Source organism: Streptomyces fructofermentans (assembly GCF_014651055.1).
Lineage (GTDB): Bacteria > Actinomycetota > Actinomycetes > Streptomycetales > Streptomycetaceae > Streptomyces > Streptomyces fructofermentans.
In genome coordinates, this window is the sequence record NZ_BMWD01000006.1 from 204,606 (window position 1) to 220,904 (window position 16,299).

Annotated in this window: 13 protein-coding genes and 2 tRNA genes; 10 read left to right on the forward strand and 5 right to left on the reverse strand. The window is 70.3% G+C overall.

What is annotated here, in order from left to right; all coding sequences use genetic code 11:
- Positions 1 to 33: 33 nt before the first annotated feature.
- The gene (locus IE265_RS11145; RefSeq protein WP_190035296.1) at positions 34 to 1,497 is read right to left on the reverse strand and encodes an amino acid permease; all 1,464 of its coding nucleotides are present in this window, start codon (positions 1,495 to 1,497) and stop codon (positions 34 to 36) included.
- Positions 1,498 to 1,811: 314 nt separating this feature from the next.
- On the opposite strand from IE265_RS11145, the gene IE265_RS11150 reads away from it, so the two are divergent.
- Positions 1,812 to 2,297: a ribose-5-phosphate isomerase gene (locus tag IE265_RS11150; RefSeq protein WP_190035297.1), complete on the forward strand. Its 486-nt coding sequence runs from the start codon at positions 1,812 to 1,814 to the stop codon at positions 2,295 to 2,297.
- 267 nt (positions 2,298 to 2,564) lie between these two features.
- A complete protein-coding gene (locus IE265_RS11155; protein ID WP_190035298.1) occupies positions 2,565 to 3,374 on the forward strand; it encodes an Fpg/Nei family DNA glycosylase in 810 nt (269 codons plus the stop codon).
- Positions 3,375 to 3,377: 3 nt separating this feature from the next.
- Here the strand turns inward: IE265_RS11155 and IE265_RS11160 are convergent, their stop codons facing one another.
- Entirely contained in the window at positions 3,378 to 4,613 is a 1,236-nt protein-coding gene (locus IE265_RS11160; RefSeq protein ID WP_190035299.1) for a GNAT family N-acetyltransferase, read from the reverse strand.
- Between the two features lie 186 nt (positions 4,614 to 4,799).
- Between IE265_RS11160 and IE265_RS11165 the strand changes: the two genes are divergently transcribed.
- Positions 4,800 to 5,981 (forward strand): PP2C family protein-serine/threonine phosphatase, encoded by a 1,182-nt coding sequence (locus IE265_RS11165; RefSeq protein ID WP_190035300.1) that lies wholly within the window; start codon positions 4,800 to 4,802, stop codon positions 5,979 to 5,981.
- A 503-nt stretch (positions 5,982 to 6,484) separates the two neighbouring features.
- On the opposite strand, the gene IE265_RS11170 is transcribed toward IE265_RS11165, so the two are convergent.
- Positions 6,485 to 7,627, reverse strand: a complete 1,143-nt coding sequence (locus tag IE265_RS11170; RefSeq protein WP_190035301.1) for a cation:proton antiporter — start codon at positions 7,625 to 7,627, stop codon at positions 6,485 to 6,487.
- Positions 7,628 to 8,052: 425 nt separating this feature from the next.
- On the opposite strand from IE265_RS11170, the gene IE265_RS11175 reads away from it, so the two are divergent.
- The gene (locus IE265_RS11175) at positions 8,053 to 8,643 is read left to right on the forward strand and encodes an HD domain-containing protein (protein WP_190035302.1); all 591 of its coding nucleotides are present in this window, start codon (positions 8,053 to 8,055) and stop codon (positions 8,641 to 8,643) included.
- Here the strand turns inward: IE265_RS11175 and IE265_RS11180 are convergent.
- Complete coding sequence (locus IE265_RS11180; RefSeq protein ID WP_190035303.1) at positions 8,640 to 9,818, reverse strand: acyltransferase family protein; 1,179 nt, start codon at positions 9,816 to 9,818, stop codon at positions 8,640 to 8,642. The two genes, IE265_RS11175 and IE265_RS11180, sit on opposite strands and share 4 nt — an antisense overlap.
- Positions 9,819 to 10,386: 568 nt before the next feature.
- On the opposite strand from IE265_RS11180, the gene IE265_RS11185 reads away from it, so the two are divergent.
- On the forward strand, positions 10,387 to 10,581 hold the full coding sequence (locus IE265_RS11185) for a hypothetical protein (protein ID WP_190035304.1): 195 nt from the start codon (positions 10,387 to 10,389) through the stop codon (positions 10,579 to 10,581).
- Between the two features lie 472 nt (positions 10,582 to 11,053).
- Here the strand turns inward: IE265_RS11185 and IE265_RS11190 are convergent.
- Positions 11,054 to 11,127: transfer RNA gene (locus tag IE265_RS11190), tRNA-Gly, on the reverse strand.
- A gap of 153 nt (positions 11,128 to 11,280) precedes the next feature.
- Here IE265_RS11190 and IE265_RS11195 point away from each other — a divergent pair.
- The 5 genes from IE265_RS11195 to clpX all read left to right on the forward strand — a co-directional run bounded on the left by IE265_RS11195 (position 11,281) and on the right by clpX (position 16,229).
- Positions 11,281 to 11,357, forward strand: a tRNA-Pro gene (locus IE265_RS11195).
- Positions 11,358 to 11,559: 202 nt separating this feature from the next.
- Positions 11,560 to 12,969, forward strand: a complete 1,410-nt coding sequence (gene tig, locus IE265_RS11200) for a trigger factor (protein ID WP_190035305.1) — start codon at positions 11,560 to 11,562, stop codon at positions 12,967 to 12,969.
- A gap of 448 nt (positions 12,970 to 13,417) precedes the next feature.
- Positions 13,418 to 14,023 (forward strand): ATP-dependent Clp protease proteolytic subunit, encoded by a 606-nt coding sequence (locus IE265_RS11205; RefSeq protein WP_190035425.1) that lies wholly within the window; start codon positions 13,418 to 13,420, stop codon positions 14,021 to 14,023.
- A gap of 78 nt (positions 14,024 to 14,101) precedes the next feature.
- The gene (locus tag IE265_RS11210; protein ID WP_190035306.1) at positions 14,102 to 14,782 is read left to right on the forward strand and encodes an ATP-dependent Clp protease proteolytic subunit; all 681 of its coding nucleotides are present in this window, start codon (positions 14,102 to 14,104) and stop codon (positions 14,780 to 14,782) included.
- A gap of 160 nt (positions 14,783 to 14,942) precedes the next feature.
- Positions 14,943 to 16,229 carry an ATP-dependent Clp protease ATP-binding subunit ClpX gene (clpX, locus tag IE265_RS11215; protein WP_190035307.1) on the forward strand — a complete coding sequence of 429 codons (1,287 nt, stop codon included), beginning with the start codon at positions 14,943 to 14,945 and terminating at the stop codon, positions 16,227 to 16,229.
- Positions 16,230 to 16,299 lie beyond the last annotated feature (70 nt).

Sequence of the window (16,299 nt, forward strand, 5' to 3'; positions counted from 1 at the left end):
ATCGAACGGCGAGCCGGGTGCCGGTGGGGACCGTCAGACCGTGAGGTCCCGGTCGGCGGCGCGCCCGCTGGCGGCCTTCCCGCGCCGGACCTTCTCCAGTACCAGCGAGATGCCGATGACGATCGCCGCCACGAGCAGCGACAGCAGCACGGTCTGGCGGCCGTCGTGCTCGGTGTCGGTGAGCATGTAGCCGAGGACGAAGACGATCAGCCCGATCGTCGCGTACGTCAGGTACGGGTAGAGCCACATCCGGACGACCAGCTTCTCCGGCGTCTCACGTTCGATGATCTTCCGCATCCGCAGCTGCGAGAGGCAGATGACCAGCCAGACGAACAGGGCGACGGCACCGGAGGAGTTGACCAGGAAGAGGAAGACCGAGTCCGGGAACTCGTAGTTGAAGAACACCGCGACGAAGCCGAACACGACGGACGCGATGATCGCCGTCCGCGGGACGCCCCGCTCGGTGGTGCGCGCGAAGGACTTGGGCGCGTCCCCGCGCCGGCCGAGCGAGAACGCCATGCGGGAGGCCGTGTACAGACCGGAGTTCAGGCAGGACAGCACGGAGGTCAGCACGATGAACTTCATGATCTCGCCGGCGTTCGGGATGCCGAGCGAGTTCAGGGCGGCGACGTACGAGCCGTCCTTCTGGATGGCCTCGGAGTCCCAGGGCAGCAGCGTGACGACGACCAGGATCGAGCCGAGGTAGAAGACGCCGATCCGCCAGATGATGCTGTTGGTGGACTTGGTGACCGCGCGCTGGGGGTTCTCCGACTCGCCCGCCGCGAGGGTGGCGATCTCGCTGCCCATGAAGGAGAAGACCACGAGCAGGATGCCGGTGAGGATCGCGCCGGGGCCGTTCGGCAGGAAGCCGCCGTGCTCCGTGAGGTTGCCGAGCCCGGCCGACTCGCTGTCGACGCCGGGCAGCACACCGAAGACCGCGAGTCCGCCGATGACGATGAACGCGCCGATCGCGACGACCTTGATTCCGGCGAACCAGAACTCGAACTCGCCGTAGGAGCCCACGGAGACCAGGTTCGTGGCGGTCAGCACCAGCATGACGATGAGCGCCCAGCCCCACTGCGGGACGGCCGGGATCCAGCTCTCCAGGATGACCGCGCCGGCGGTCGCCTCGATCGCCAGCACGACGACCCAGAAGAACCAGTACAGCCAGCCGATGGAGAAGCCGGCCCAGCGGCCGAGCGCGCGGTCCGCGTGCGCGGAGAACGAGCCCGAGGTCGGGTTCGCGGCCGACATCTCGCCGAGCATCCGCATCACGAGGACGACCATCGTGCCGACGAGGGCGTACGACAGGAGGATGCCGGGGCCCGCCGTGGCGATGCCCGAGCTGGAGCCGACGAAGAGGCCGGCGCCGATGACTCCGCCGATGGCGATCATCGAGAGGTGGCGGTTCTTGAGTCCTGCCTGGAGGCCGCCGTCGGGTTCGCCGGGGTCTCCGGGGCCGCTTCCGGCCTTCGTCAGGGTCGGCTGCGAGGTCATGGGGACTGTTCCTTTGTGCCGGGGACTGTGGGGGGAACTGCGTGGGGACTGGATGGGACCGAGTGGGACCTTTCCTGGGGGCCGCTCGGGGTGCCCGCACGAGCGGTGGGGGTGCGGGCGACGCGCTCCGGGAGCACGAGCCGGTCCAGTGAATCCCAGGTGAATTGATTCTTGAACCTCTGAATCCGGATTGTTACTTGAGGTTTCCTTGAGGTTCTATGGTCAAGCTCACATGATTCCGGCAATCGATGCGGAGCGTTCCGTGCGCCTGCCCCGACGGGGCCGATCCGAAACAGCCGTGTCACACTCGGACCATGCGCGTGTACCTCGGTTCCGATCATGCTGGTTTCGAACTCAAGAACCACCTTGTCGAGTGGCTCAGGGCGGCCGGGCACGAGCCCGTCGACTGCGGGCCCCTCATCTACGACGCCCAGGACGACTACCCGCCCTTCTGCCTCCGCGCCGCGGAGCGCACGGCTGCCGACCCCGACTCCCTCGGCATCGTGATCGGCGGGTCCGGCAACGGCGAGCAGATGGCCGCGAACAAGGTCGCCGGCGTGCGGGCCGTCCTCGCGTGGAGCGCGGAGACCGCCGAGCTCGGTCGTACGCACAACGACGCGAACGTCATCTCCGTCGGTGCCCGGATGCACTCCCAGGAGGACGCGACGAAGTTCGTCGAGACCTTCATCACCACGCCGTTCTCCGGTGACGAGCGCCATGTCCGCCGGATCGACATGCTCACGGCGTACGAGGCGACGCGCGAGCTGCCGCCCGTCCCGGCGCACCACCCGCAGGGCTGAGGCCCGCCCCCCTCTCCCGACCGAACCACTGTCCGCCCCTCCCCTCCCGACTCCCCTTCCGCCCGTGCGGACCAGGAGGCGGGAAGGGGAGGGTGGGGCGGCAGAGCACCGGAGGGCGAGGGGACCGGGGGATGCCCCGGCCCCTGCCCGACCGCACGCGGCGGCGGACCGGCCGACCGGACGCCGGGTGCCGCCCCGGAACGGGGAAGGCGTGGAGCAGGGCAGACGGACCCACCCGCCCACTCCCGATCCGACCAGGAGGCCGCCGTGCCCGAAGGGCACACCATCCACCGGCTGGCCGACGACTGCCTCGCCGCCTTCGGCGGACGCGGGGCGCGCGTCACCAGCCCCCAGGGCAAGTTCGCGGACGCCGCGGCCCTGCTGGACGGGGCACCCCTGACGACGGCCGAGGCCCACGGGAAGCACCTCTTCCTCGGCTTCGGGACCGAGGAGTGGGTCCACATCCACCTCGGCCTCTTCGGCAAGGTGGACTTCGGCGGCACCCCGGCGCCCCCGCCCACCGCGACGGTCCGCCTGCGCCTCGCGAACGACACCGCGTACATGGACCTCCGCGGCCCCACCACCTGCGCCCTGATCACCGACGCGGAGAAGCGGGCGATACACGACCGGTTGGGTCCCGACCCGCTGCGCGAGGACGCCGAACCCGCCCGCGCGTATGCCAGGGTCTCCCGCAGTCGCAGCACGGTCGCCGCGCTGCTCATGGACCAGAAGGTCATCGCGGGTGTCGGCAACGTCTACCGCGCCGAGGTCCTCTTCCGGCACGGCATCGACCCCTACCGGGCGGGCCGCGACCTCGGCCGCGCGGAGTGGGACGCCCTCTGGGCCGACCTGGTCGCGCTCATGCGCGAGGGGGTCCGCAACAACAGGATCGACACGGTCCGCCCGGAACACGAACCGGACGCCATGGGCCGCCCGCCGCGCAAGGACGACCACGGCGGCGAGGTCTACGTGTACCGCAGGGCCCTGATGCCCTGCCACATCTGTGGCGGCGAGATCCGCACCGCCGATCTCGCCGCCCGCAACCTCTTCTGGTGCCCCGGCTGCCAGCGGAGCTGACGGTCAGAAGCCGTGCGGCAGCCAGGGCGCGGAGGACGAGGCGAAGCCCGTGGAGGCCTCCGCGAGGGCACCCGCGCGCAGTTCCCGCACCCGCCCGGCCGCGGCCAGCGAGCCGAGGGACACACCGCCGAGGTAGGCCGCCCCCAAGTCCCGTACGGACAGGCGCAGATCGGGCGCGTCGGCGGTCCGCGCGCACGAGGCGCCCTTGCTGTCGCCGGACAGCCGCCAACGACCCTCGTTCCAGGGGCAGAAGGCGTCCTCGACCTCGAACACGACATCCACGGGCGCCTGGTAGGTGCGCGCCTCCAGCGCGCCGCCGAGGTCGACGAGCCGCACGTGCAGGGAGTCCCGCAGCCCCACGGCGCAGCGCCGGATGTCCGACACGAGATGCTGCCAGGCGTCGTCGACGGGCCGGTTGCGCACCACGACCTTCGCCGTCAGGTCGATGGCGAACAGGTGCTGCCACAGGGCCGCGTACGCCGCCGGGTCGAGCGCCGCCAGGTCGCGCAGCTCGATCGTGCCCCTGGGGCCGGCCGCGTCCCACTCGGGCTTGTTGAAGTACCGGGCGTAGCCGACGACTTCGCCGTCCCGCCGGGCGAGCACGCACTGCAGGGGCGACGAGCCCTTGCGGTCGGCCTCCGGGTCGAGCACCATCAGCCGCTCCCAGCCGGGCCGCCGCTCCAGCATCCCGGGCCGCCCGGCCACCTCATGCGCGTAGACGGCCTCGCAGGCCTCGCGCACCGCGGGGGCGTCCGGTGCCACGAGCCGCAGGCGTACGTCGTCGGTGCCCTCCGGCACCGACAGCCGGACCCGTGAGGTGTCGATCTCGGCACGCAGTTGCTGGGTCGCGATGCCGTAGCCGAAGCGGCCGTAGATGTCCGGCTCCGACGCGGTGAGCACGGCGAGCGGCTCGCCCCAGGACCGTACGTCGTCCAGTTGGCGCCGCATCATGGACGTCAGCACCCCGCGCCTGCGGTGCGTCGGGGAGACGCTCACCATCGTGACGCCGGCCGCCCTCACCGGCGCGCCGCCGGGAACGGTCAGCCGGAAGTCGAACGCCCCGGCCGTGCCCACGCACTCGTCCTCGTCCCAGGCGCCGATGAACCGGTCGGGCTCCGTGAGGTCCTTCCAGAGGGTCCGCTCCTCCGGGGACTCCGCGACCCCGCCGAACGCGAGCTCCAGTTTCCCGTACCACTCGTCCCAGTCGTCGGGGCTGAGCACACGCAAGTCTGTCGTCATGTACCCATGCCTACCAGGGCAATCCGGTATCAGCGACTGGATTTCTCAGGGCTCGCCGCTCCCGGGCGGCGATCCGGCCGTACCCTCGGCTGGGGCCGCACTTCCCTGTGACGTACGTCCCCGGACGGGGGACAAGTGGGACCTCCCGTGCCAAGCACCTGGTCCGATGGATAGGGTCCCGAACTAATGGCAGCAGGACGACAGCGGCGCGCGGAGGCCGAGACGTTCACGGCCCGGTTGAAGATGCAGGTACACCGGGCCCGCACAGGGCTGCGCAGATCCGCCGTCGACTACTTCCGCGGCGACGGATCGGACTGGGTCGCGCTCGCAGGCCTCCTGATGACCATTCCCGTGATCGCCTCGATCACTCTCGTGAATTCCGTCTGGTGCTCCCCGGCCATGCTGGTCCTGCCGATCGTCGCGGGCGGACTGCTGCTGCGCCCGTCCAGCCTGCTCGGCCTCTACGCGGCGGCGGCCACCGCGCTGATCGTGGAGTCCGTCCGGCTCGGCCCGTACACCGAGGGCCCGTCCCGGGTGACGCCGGGCATCGTGCTCGTCGTGGCCGCGTGCGGGTTCTTCGGCCTGCTCATCGCCCAGTTCCGCAGCCGGGTGGGTGTGCCCTGGCGCCGGGGCGGGACCATGCTCTTCGACCTGCGCGAGCGGATCCGGGTGCAGAGCAAGTTGCCCAAGCTGCCCATGGGTTGGCACCGCGAGATGGCGCTGCGCCCGGCCGGGGGGCAGTCCTTCTCCGGCGACTTCGTGGTCGCGGCCCGCACGAACGGCGGGCGCACCCTCGAAGTGGTCCTCACCGACGTCTCCGGCAAGGGGATGGACGCCGGGTCACGCGCGCTGCTGCTCTCCGGCGCGTTCGGCGGACTGCTGGGGTCGCTGCCCCCGCACGCGTTCCTGCCCGCGGCCAACGGCTATCTGCTGCGGCAGGACTGGGACGAGGGCTTCGCCACCTCGATCCACCTCGTCCTGGACCTGGACTCGGGCGACTACGAACTCTTCTCGGCCGGACATCCGCCGGGGCTCCAGCTCAGCGCGGGCAACGGGCGCTGGGAGGAGATGTCCGCGGAGGGCCCGTTGCTGGGGGTCTACGACGGGGCGCAGTTCGACTCGGTGAAGGGCTCGCTGCGGCCCGGTGACGTCCTGATGCTGTTCACCGACGGGCTCGTGGAGACGTCGGACCGCGACATCGTCGAGGGCATCGACCGGCTGACCGGGGAGGCCGACCGGTACGTCGCCGGCGGGTTCCACGGGGCGGCCTGGCACCTCATCGAAGCGGTGGCCAAGGACGTCAACGACGACCGGGCGCTGCTCCTGATCTGCCGCGAGGGCGCGGTGACCGGACCCGCGACAGTCTGAGCCGACCCCGCCCGACCCGGCCCGGCCCGCCGCGGCCGCTCGATGCCGGACGCGCGGCCGTACGTACTCGGCGGCCATCGGCGCCCGGCCGTCCGGCGGCTGGTCGCCGCTGGTGCTCGTTGCCCGCCGCCCGCCGCCTGCCGCCTGCCGCCTGCCGTCTGCCGTCTGCCGCCTGCCGCCTGCCGTCTGCCGTCTGCCGCCTGCCGCCTGGCGTCCCCGACTGCCGCCCGGCGCCCGGCGCCCGGCGCTCTTCTGCCGGCGCACCATGGCAGGCGCTCCCCACCCGGCGGCTGTCGGCCTTCCCGGCCGGTGTCCCCGCGCCGGTCCGCGGACGGAGGTCCCGCGGACCGTGCGGGACGGCAGCGATCCCGGCTGAACTGCCGCGGTCCCGTCGGGAACGGCCGCGGTCCCGTCGGGAACGGCCGCGGACCCGTGCGGACGCGCGGAAGCGGCGGCGGTGTCCCGGGACGGCCGCCGCCGCATCAGTACGCAGTGGAGTCCCGTCAGCCGGTGCGGGCCGGGAGTATCCGGGCCAGCAGCGCCGACCGTCCCGCCGCGAGCGGGCCCAGCACGGCGAGGAGCAGCACGTACCCGGCGATGAACGGCGACAGCCGGGAGTCGAGCCCCGCGGCGGCGGCCATCGTCGCCAGGATGAGGGCGAACTCCCCGCGGGCCAGCAGCGTGGTGGAGATGTTGGCCGCCGGCCCCGGACCGAAGCCGTAGATGCGGGCCGCGCCCAGGCCCGCCAGCACGTTCATGGCGAGTGTCAGCGCCACCGCCGCGAGGACGGGCCACAGGACCGAGGGCAGGTCGCCCGGGTCGATGGAGAGGCCGAAGGCGAAGAAGAACATCGCCCCGAAGGCGTCCCGCAGCGGGTGCACCAGCTTGCGTATGCGGGTGCCGGAGGCGGTGCTGCCCAGCATCAGGCCGACCATGAAGGCGCCGATCGCGTCCGCGACCCCGAACCACTCCGAGACTCCCGCCATGAAGACGGCGGCCCCGAGGAACGAGATGACCAGCAACTCGTCGTCCTTGGTGGCGAACAGGCGCCCCACGACCCGTGTCCCGAAACGCGCCGCGAGTGCGAGCAGCAGAAGGAAGGCGAAGGCCTTGCCCCCGTCGAGGACGGCCGAGCCGAGGGAGTCGGCCCCGGACAGGATCGGCTGGAGGGCGGCGAGGTAGAGGGCGAGGAAGACGTCCTCGACGACGATGATGCCGAGGATCGGCCTGGTCTCCGGGTTGCCCAGGCGGCCGGTGTCCACGAGGACCTTCGTGACGATCGCCGACGAGGAGATGCCGAGCACTCCGGCGAGCACCAGCGCCTCGGAGGAGCCCCAGCCGAGGGCGAAGCCGAAGCCCAGGCCCGCCCCGACGTTCAGGGCGAGATACGTACCTCCGGCGAGGGCCATCCGGCGCCCGCCCGCCTTGAGGTCGTCCATGTGGAACTCGAGGCCGAGGTAGAAGAGCAGCAGGACCAGGCCGAGCGCGGAGAGCATCTCCATGTCGTGCGGGTCCGAGACGAGGACGATGCCGGGTGTGTGCGGGCCGAGGAGTATCCCGGCCAGGATGAACAGGGGGATCGTGGGGAGCCCGATCCGGGCTCCCGCGCGGGCGAGTACGGCGGCGGCCAGGAAGGCGCCGCCCATGGCGATCAGGAGCTCTGCGTGTCCGATGGGCCGTTTCCTTCACGGTCGAGGGCGGTCGGCCGGCCGGGCGGCGGCCGGAGGACTGGTCCGAGAATCGTCAAGAGAGTGTCAAGGAATCGTCAGTAATTAGTTTACCAAACGATATTGCGCGCCTGTTCGGGTGTGTTTGCCCGGACTTGGCTGTGGCGAACGGCCGTTGAGGCCGCGTGGGGCGCGGCGGGGTGGGGCGGGGCGCGGCGGTGTGGGTCGGCGGTCGTCGGTCCCGCGTCGTCCCCACCGTCAGCCACGAGGGCCCGCGCACCCGTAGGCGACCGGGGCGGCGAAGGGCCGCAGGAGGCAGGAGGCAGGGGGCTCAAGGGAATTCGGCGGAAGGGGATGCGGCGGAAGGGCCGGACCGCGCCGGCGGCGCGCGGCACACTCGACGCATGACCGATCACACACCCCGCGCGACCGGCCGCCCACTGCTGGACCTGGTCGAGGTCGAGGCGCTGGCCCGTACCGCGCACGCCGCCCAGAGGGACAAGGCGGGCCGGCCGTACACCGAGCACCTGAGGGCCGTGGCCGACGGCGTGCGGGCGCGCGGCGGCGACGAGGACCAGATCGCGGCGGCCTGGCTGCACGACGCGGTGGAGGACGGGGCGCTCACCGAGGAGTGGCTGCGCGGCGCAGCCCTGTCCGGGCGGACGAAGGAGATCGTGCTCGCCCTCACCAAGCGGGCGGGCGAGCCCCTGGAGGCGTACGCGGGGCGTGTGCTCGCCACCCCTGGAGCCCTGATGGTCAAGGAGTCCGACCTCGCCCACAACGCGGACCCGGTCCGGCTCGCGGTCCTGGACGGGGCGACCCGCGACCGCCTGGCCCGGAAGTACGCGCGGATGCGCGAACTCCTGGGCCAAGCGGGGGAGTCGGAGCGGGGGCCGGCCGGGAGGGCCTCCGCGGGGTCCCGCCCGGCCGGCGGGGCCGGGAGCGGACTCCCGGCCCCGCCGGGCGGAGCGCGCGACCGCGCGGACGGGTCCTAGGACCTGGCCCGTTCGCGGGCCAGCTCCGCCGCGTCCCGCTTGAACGCCCACTCCATCTTCGGCTCCATCGCGAATCGGAACATCCGCTGGACCGGCGGGGTGCACAGCACGGTGATCAGTGTCGCGGCGAAGACCGTCAGGAAGATCTCGCCGAGCGGCTGGTGCAGCCAGGTGTAGTCGTCGTACCAGCCCCAGAAGCGGGAGCCCTTGGCGAGGAAGCCGTGCAGCAGGTAGCCGTACAGCGTGCCCGCGCCGAGCACCGTGAACCACGTCCTGCGGCCCGGCACCCAGGCGAAGAAGCAGGAGGTGAGGACCAGCGAGGAGCCGAACAGCGCGAGCGTCATCACGAGGCCCGCCCACCACGGGGCACCCAGCTCCTGGGCGCTGTCGCGGTGGTAGAACCACGCGGAGTTCATCCGCGGGCCCGCCCAGTACGCGAACAGCAGCGCCACCGCGAAGACCGGCACCGACAGGATCCGGACCTCGCGGCGCCGCAGCAGCTGGAAGTGCTCGGGCTTCATGAAGAGGCCCACGACGAAGAAGGGCAGGAACTGCAGGACCCGCTGGAGGTCCAGGTCGTCGCCGATGTCGGGGGAGACGGAGGCGAGGACCGCGACGGCGAGCGCGAGCGGCACCGGCCAGCGCACGACCTTCCACAGCGGGACGGTCATCCGCCACACGAACAGCGCGACCAGGAACCACGTCAGGTACCAGGGGTCGAGCAGGCTGATCGGGTGGCTGGGGTCGTCGTCGGCCCACCGCTTGAAGAGGGAGTACGCCACCTCGAAGAGGACGTACGGCACGGCGACGCCCGTGACGAGCCTGCGCAGCCGGTCGGGGCGCATGTCGAAACTGCGGGAGAAGTAGCCGGAGATGAGGATGAACGCCGGCATGTGGAAGGTGTAGACGACCATGTAGAGCGCCTCAGCGGCGCGGCTGTGGTCGGTCAGCGGCTCCCACGCGTGGCCCATCGCCACGAACACGATCGCCAGGTACTTGGCGTTGTCGAAGAAGGCGTCCCGCTGCTTGACGGGTGCGGTGCCCGGAGCGGCGGCGGTGTTTGACCCCGGCCGGTGCGAGGTACGCGGACTCGGCACTCCCCGTGCCGGTTCCGGTGTCTCTGCCGGTGGGAGCGGAGTCCTCCCGTGGCCGTGAGGACGGAGCGAGTTCGTCACAGACCCTCCCGCCAGGAACCGCGGGAGTCGATCCGGGACCTCGCTGCGCGTGCGGGGGACGAGGCAGCGTAGAACATCTGAGGGACCCTAGCGTTGTCTGTGGGATTCCGTAAAACCCCTGGGGTGAATCCTGCTTATCGCTGCCCGCCTACCCCGGATTCGGGGAAGTCAACATGATGATCCTCAACCTGATTTCCGTACCACCAGAGGGCGTTACGTCCTGACTCGTCATGACGTAACGGTGCATAACGCCCGCGGGGGACTCTGGTGGAATGTCCGGTTCATTGGCCTTTGGTCGCCGGTCCACCGGCCCGCCCGATGTGCCTGTGGCAACAATTCGAATTGCCTGCGAACAGGTTGTGTGGACACGGAAACGATCATCCTGAATTCCCGTACGGGGGGTGTCTCGAATTGTCGTGCGGAGAGCCGTCGTTCGCGGCCGCGGCCCGATGGATGCCTCACCCGCCGCATAGGCGGGGCCTGTTGGTGGCACGATGGTTCTGGCGGGGGTGTGCGGGGCTGCACCTCCGGGCCGGGAGAGCGGACCGACCGTAGGGTGTGATCAGTTGTGGCCATTTCGCTGTCAGTGGTGCTGCTGTTGGCGATCATCCTCGTGGTGTTGATACGAGGCGGATCGATCAAGGCGGGGCCGGCTGTAGTCGCCGTGCTCTTCGGCTTCTTCCTTGCCTCCACGGGCATGGCGGACGACATCCAGCGCTTCCTCAACTCGATAGCGGAGACCATCAACTCGATCCAGTTCTGACCCGAGGGCTTCGCGGGAACCGGTGACGAGCGGGCCTCGCGCGAGGCGACCCCGGCGCGAGAGGCCCCGCCCGGCGGCCCGCCGCGCTCCGCCCGGGGCGCCGGTCGCCCGCGGACGCGGCGGGGGCGAAGGTCGCCGTCAACAAGGCGGACCCCGGCCCACCCGGCGACGGCCCGTGCGACGCGGACCCCGCACCCCGATCCGGTGGCGGCGCACCCTTCGGCCCGGCGGCACGCACTCCTGCTTCCGGTGTGAGGCCCCACGGCGCCCGACTCCTCGCCGGGCGGTACGGAGAGTCACCGGCAGTGGCGCACGGCGAACTGAACGGCCGCCCGCGCGGCGGTGGCGCACGGCGACCGGAGCCGACGGGCCGCGAACGGGAGCGGCGGACCCCGCCGGAGCGCGGGGGACAGGCCCCGGAACGACAAGAGCCAGGCAGAGGAAGTGATCTCTGACCTGGCTCTACGTCTTTTGGAGCGGGCGACGGGAATCGAACCCGCGTAGCTAGTTTGGAAGACTAGTGCTCTACCATTGAGCTACGCCCGCGCGGAGTGCGCCGCAGGTCAGTGACGCGCGGCACGAATGCATCGTAGCGGGTCGGAGCCCCTCCCCGCACACCCCCTCCCGGTGTGCCGAAGTACCCCGGGAAATGCGGGAGTGGTGCTGTCTGCGGGCATGTACCCTACGTGTCGCACCAGACGGGGTGTGGCGCAGCTTGGTAGCGCGTCCGCTTTGGGAGCGGAAGGCCGTGGGTTCAAATCCCGCCACCCCGACCACCGCGCCGGACCACCGGCGAGATCGTCTTTTGGGGCGTGTACCGGCTGCGGCTAGTATGCAAACTGCGCGCCCGTGTGTCTGCATTGTTACGACGTCTCGAAGACGTCTCTCAAGGGCCGCTAAATCCGCTGAGGCTCGGCCGTACCCGGCACGAGGACATCGGCAGAACCCAGAGAAGTCAGCCCCCAAGGAGACCGAACCGTGAAGAGCGCCGTGGAGACCCTGAACCCGACCCGGGTTCGGCTCAGCATCGAGGTGCCCTTCGAGGAGCTCAAGGACAGCCTCGACGCGGCGTACAAGAAGATCAACCAGCAGGTCACGGTGAAGGGCTTCCGGAAGGGCAAGATCCCGGCGCGCGTCATCGACCAGCGGTTCGGTCGCGGCGCCGTGCTCGAAGAGGCCGTCAATGACGCGCTCCCGAAGTTCTACACCGAAGCGGTCAACGAGGCCGAGCTGAACGTCCTCGGCCAGCCCGAGGTCGACATCACCGAGCTGAAGGACGGCGAGACGCTGAACTTCACCGCCGAGGTCGACGTCCGCCCGACCATCGAGATCCCGGACTACTCCGGCATCGAGGTCGAGGTCGACGCGGTCGAGGTCGGCGACGAGGACGTCGACAAGGCCGTCACCGAGCTGCGCGAGCGCTTCGCCTCGACCTCCCCGGTCGAGCGTGCCGCCGAGGACGGCGACGTCGTGACCCTCGACCTCGAGGCCAAGGTCGACGGCGAGGTCCTGGAGGACGGCGTCGCGAGCGGCGTGTCCTACACCATCGGCTCCGGCGAGCTGCTGGACGGCATCGACGAGGCCGTGAAGGGCCTGGAGGCCGGCGGCGAGGCCACCTTCGCCTCCGAGCTGAAGGGCGGCTCGGCGGCCGGCAAGGAGGCCGAGGTCACCGTCAAGGTCACCCAGGTCGCCGCCCGTGAACTGCCCGAGCTGGACGACGAGTTCGCGCAGCTCGCCTCCGAGTTCGACACCCTTGAGGAGCTGCGCGCGGACAGCCGCAAGCGCCTCGAGAACATGAAGCAGTACGACCAGGCCACGCAGGCCCAGGAGCGCGTCCTGGAGAAGCTGCTGGAGCTCGTCGAGGTGCCCGTCCCCGAGAAGCTGCTCGAGGACGAGATCAACACCCGCAAGCACAACCTGGAGCACCACCAGCTCGGCCAGATGGGTATCGACATCGAGAAGTACCTCGAGATCCAGGGCAAGACGGCCGAGGAGTTCGACGCCGAGACCAAGGAAGCGGCCGTCAAGGGCATCAAGACCCAGTTCGTCCTCGACGAGCTGGTCAACAAGGAGAAGCTGAACGTCAACCAGGAGGAGCTCACCGAGCACCTCATGCGGCGCGCAGCCTCCTCCGGCATGTCCCCCGACCAGTTCGCCCAGGCCGTCGTCGAGGGCGGCCAGGTCCCGATGCTCGTCGGCGAGGTCGCCCGCGGCAAGGCGCTCGCCGTGGTCGTCGAGTCCGCCACCGTCAAGGACACGAACGGCGAGATCGTGGACCTGGACGACGAGGACGGCGAGGACGGCGAGGACGGCGTCTCCGCCGAGGGCTCGTCCGAGGACGCCGCCGAGGAGGCCCCCGAGGCCGCCCAGGACAAGTCCGAGGCCTGACCGGCCCCGCTCGCACGCCCCGGCGGGCCCCCTGGACCTCTGCGTCCAGGGGGCCCGCCGTCGTTTCGGGCCGTACGGGCCGTACGGCCCCTGCGGGTTCCGGGTCCTCAGGGCCGGGACGCCGCGAGAACGGCCCGTGCCGCCCCGTGCCGCCCGCGGACGGGGGTGAGGACGCCCCGGCGCCCGGGCGGCGCGACGCGCGGTTCCCCAGTCCCGTACGGGGCTTGCGGCCGTTCCCGTCCGACCACGGAGCGCATGCGCTCACAGCGAACAGTCACCTCTGCGGGATTCTCTGGAGGGACCAGCGCGTTAGGGTCCATGAGTACGAGGGCAGGGGAGTCCCCGGAGCCGTCCGACGCGGCGCGCACAGGGGCCCCACGCCCCGGCAGAACACGTGAGACGGCCCGGCGCCGTCGTAAGACGAGCAGGTGGATACGTGACGAATCTGATGCCCACAGCCGCCGGCGACCCCATCGGTGGTGGCCTCGGCGACCAGGTCTACAACCGGCTGCTCGGCGAGCGGATCATCTTCCTCGGCCAGGCGGTCGACGACGACATCGCCAACAAGATCACGGCGCAGCTGTTGCTCCTTGCCTCCGACCCGGAGAAGGACATCTACCTCTACATCAACAGCCCCGGCGGCTCGATCACCGCCGGCATGGCGATCTACGACACCATGCAGTACATCAAGAACGACGTGGTGACGATCGCCATGGGCATGGCTGCCTCCATGGGGCAGTTCCTGCTGAGCGCGGGTACTCCCGGCAAGCGCTTCGCGCTGCCGAACGCGGAGATCCTGATCCACCAGCCCTCGGCCGGCCTCGCCGGCTCCGCGTCGGACATCAAGATCCACGCCGAGCGGCTGCTGCACACCAAGAAGCGGATGGCGGAGCTGACCGCCTTCCACACCGGCCAGACGGTGGAGCAGGTCACCCGCGACTCGGACCGCGACCGGTGGTTCGACCCGCTGGAGGCCAAGGAGTACGGCCTCATCGACGACATCATGCCCACCGCTGCCGCGATGCCTGGCGGCGGCGGCACCGGGGCGGCCTAGGTCGGCGTAGACCGACGCAAGCCCCTCCGAGCCCCCAGCCGACCGCCTCAGCCATTTTCAGGCTCTCCAGGAGACACAGTGAACGACTTCCCCGGCAGCGGCCTCTACGCCCGCACAGAGGCCGAGTACACCGGCCCTCGCGCGGAGTCCCGCTACGTCATCCCGCGTTTCGTCGAGCGCACCTCGCAGGGCGTCCGTGAGTACGACCCGTACGCGAAGTTGTTCGAGGAGCGCGTGATCTTCCTCGGCGTGCAGATCGACGACGCCTCCGCCAACGACGTCATGGCGCAGCTGCTGTGCCTGGAGTCGATGGACCCCGACCGTGACATCTCGGTCTACATCAACAGCCCCGGCGGCTCGTTCACGGCCCTCACGGCCATCTACGACACGATGCAGTTCGTGAAGCCGGACGTCCAGACGGTGTGCATGGGCCAGGCCGCCTCGGCCGCCGCGATTCTTCTGGCGGCCGGTACACCGGGCAAGCGCATGGCTCTTCCCAACGCGCGCGTGCTGATCCACCAGCCCTACAGCGAGACGGGTCGCGGGCAGGTCTCCGACCTCGAGATCGCGGCCAACGAGATCCTCCGGATGCGCGGTCAGCTCGAAGACATGCTGGCCAAGCACTCGACGACGCCCATCGAAAAGATCCGCGAGGACATCGAGCGCGACAAGATCCTGACGGCCGAGGACGCGCTCGCGTACGGCCTGATCGACCAGATCATCTCGACCCGGAAGATGAACAACGCCGCGGTCGCGTGACGCAGCGCTGTATCGTCTGCCGCTCCTTGACGCGGTTCACGTCAAAGTGAACCGCGCCAAGGGGGGCCCGGACGGGGGGCCGGGCAAGGTACCGTCGGACATAAGGCAGCACCAGGAGCCGCTGGACCTAGGCGTCTCCCAGGCGAAGGGGAAGCACACCGTGGCACGCATCGGTGACGGCGGCGATCTGCTCAAGTGCTCGTTCTGCGGCAAGAGCCAGAAGCAGGTCAAGAAGCTCATCGCAGGCCCTGGTGTGTACATCTGCGACGAGTGCATCGATCTCTGCAACGAGATCATCGAGGAAGAGCTCGCGGAGACGAGCGAGGTCCGCTGGGAGGAACTGCCCAAGCCTCGTGAGATCTACGAGTTCCTCGAGGGGTACGTCGTGGGCCAGGAGGCCGCGAAGAAGGCCCTCTCGGTCGCGGTGTACAACCACTACAAGCGGGTCCAGGCCGGCGAGAACAGCGCGGGCCAGAACCGCGAGGACGCCATCGAGTTGGCGAAGTCCAACATCCTGCTCCTCGGTCCGACGGGTTCCGGCAAGACACTTCTCGCCCAGACCCTGGCCCGCATGCTCAACGTCCCGTTCGCCATCGCGGACGCGACGGCGCTGACGGAGGCGGGCTATGTCGGCGAGGACGTCGAGAACATCCTGCTGAAGCTCATCCAGGCCGCCGACTACGACGTCAAGAAGGCCGAGACGGGCATCATCTACATCGACGAGATCGACAAGGTGGCCCGCAAGAGCGAGAACCCGTCGATCACGCGCGACGTCTCCGGCGAGGGCGTCCAGCAGGCTCTGCTGAAGATCCTGGAGGGCACCACGGCCTCGGTCCCGCCGCAGGGCGGACGCAAGCACCCGCACCAGGAGTTCATCCAGATCGACACGACGAACGTGCTGTTCATCGTGGGCGGTGCCTTCGCCGGCCTGGAGAAGATCGTCGAGTCCCGCGCGGGTGCCAAGGGCATCGGCTTCGGCGCGACGATCCGCTCGAAGAAGGAGCTGGAGGCGAAGGACCGGTTCGAGGACGTCATGCCCGAGGACCTGGTGAAGTTCGGCATGATCCCGGAGTTCATCGGCCGCCTCCCGGTCATCACCTCGGTCCACAACCTCGACCGCGAGGCGCTCCTCCAGATCCTGGTCGAGCCGCGCAACGCGCTGGTCAAGCAGTACCAGCGCCTCTTCGAACTCGACGGTGTGGAGCTGGACTTCGAGCGCGAGGCGCTGGAGGCCATCGCCGACCAGGCCATCCTCCGCCAGACCGGCGCGCGCGGCCTGCGCGCCATCATGGAAGAGGTCCTGCAGGCGGTGATGTACGAGGTCCCGTCCCGCAAGGACGTGGCCCGTGTCGTCATCACCTCGGAGGTCGTCCGCTCCAACGTGAACCCGACCCTCATCCCGCGCGACGCGCGGGGCCGGGGCCCGGGCGAGCAGAAGACGGCGTAAGCGGGTTTCGTCAGCCGAGGGGACACCCGACGATGCAGGTCGGGTGTCCCCTCGGCCTATGCCCCGGTCG

Coding starts and splice junctions, on each gene's coding strand:
- IE265_RS11145 (WP_190035296.1), bottom strand. CDS start 1,497: ATGACCTCGCAGCCGACCCTGACGAAGGCCGGAAGCGGCCCCGGAGAC.
- IE265_RS11150 (WP_190035297.1), top strand. CDS start 1,812: ATGCGCGTGTACCTCGGTTCCGATCATGCTGGTTTCGAACTCAAGAAC.
- IE265_RS11160 (WP_190035299.1), bottom strand. CDS start 4,613: ATGACGACAGACTTGCGTGTGCTCAGCCCCGACGACTGGGACGAGTGG.
- IE265_RS11165 (WP_190035300.1), top strand. CDS start 4,800: ATGGCAGCAGGACGACAGCGGCGCGCGGAGGCCGAGACGTTCACGGCC.
- IE265_RS11170 (WP_190035301.1), bottom strand. CDS start 7,627: ATGGGCGGCGCCTTCCTGGCCGCCGCCGTACTCGCCCGCGCGGGAGCC.
- IE265_RS11175 (WP_190035302.1), top strand. CDS start 8,053: ATGACCGATCACACACCCCGCGCGACCGGCCGCCCACTGCTGGACCTG.
- IE265_RS11205 (WP_190035425.1), top strand. CDS start 13,418: ATGCCCACAGCCGCCGGCGACCCCATCGGTGGTGGCCTCGGCGACCAG.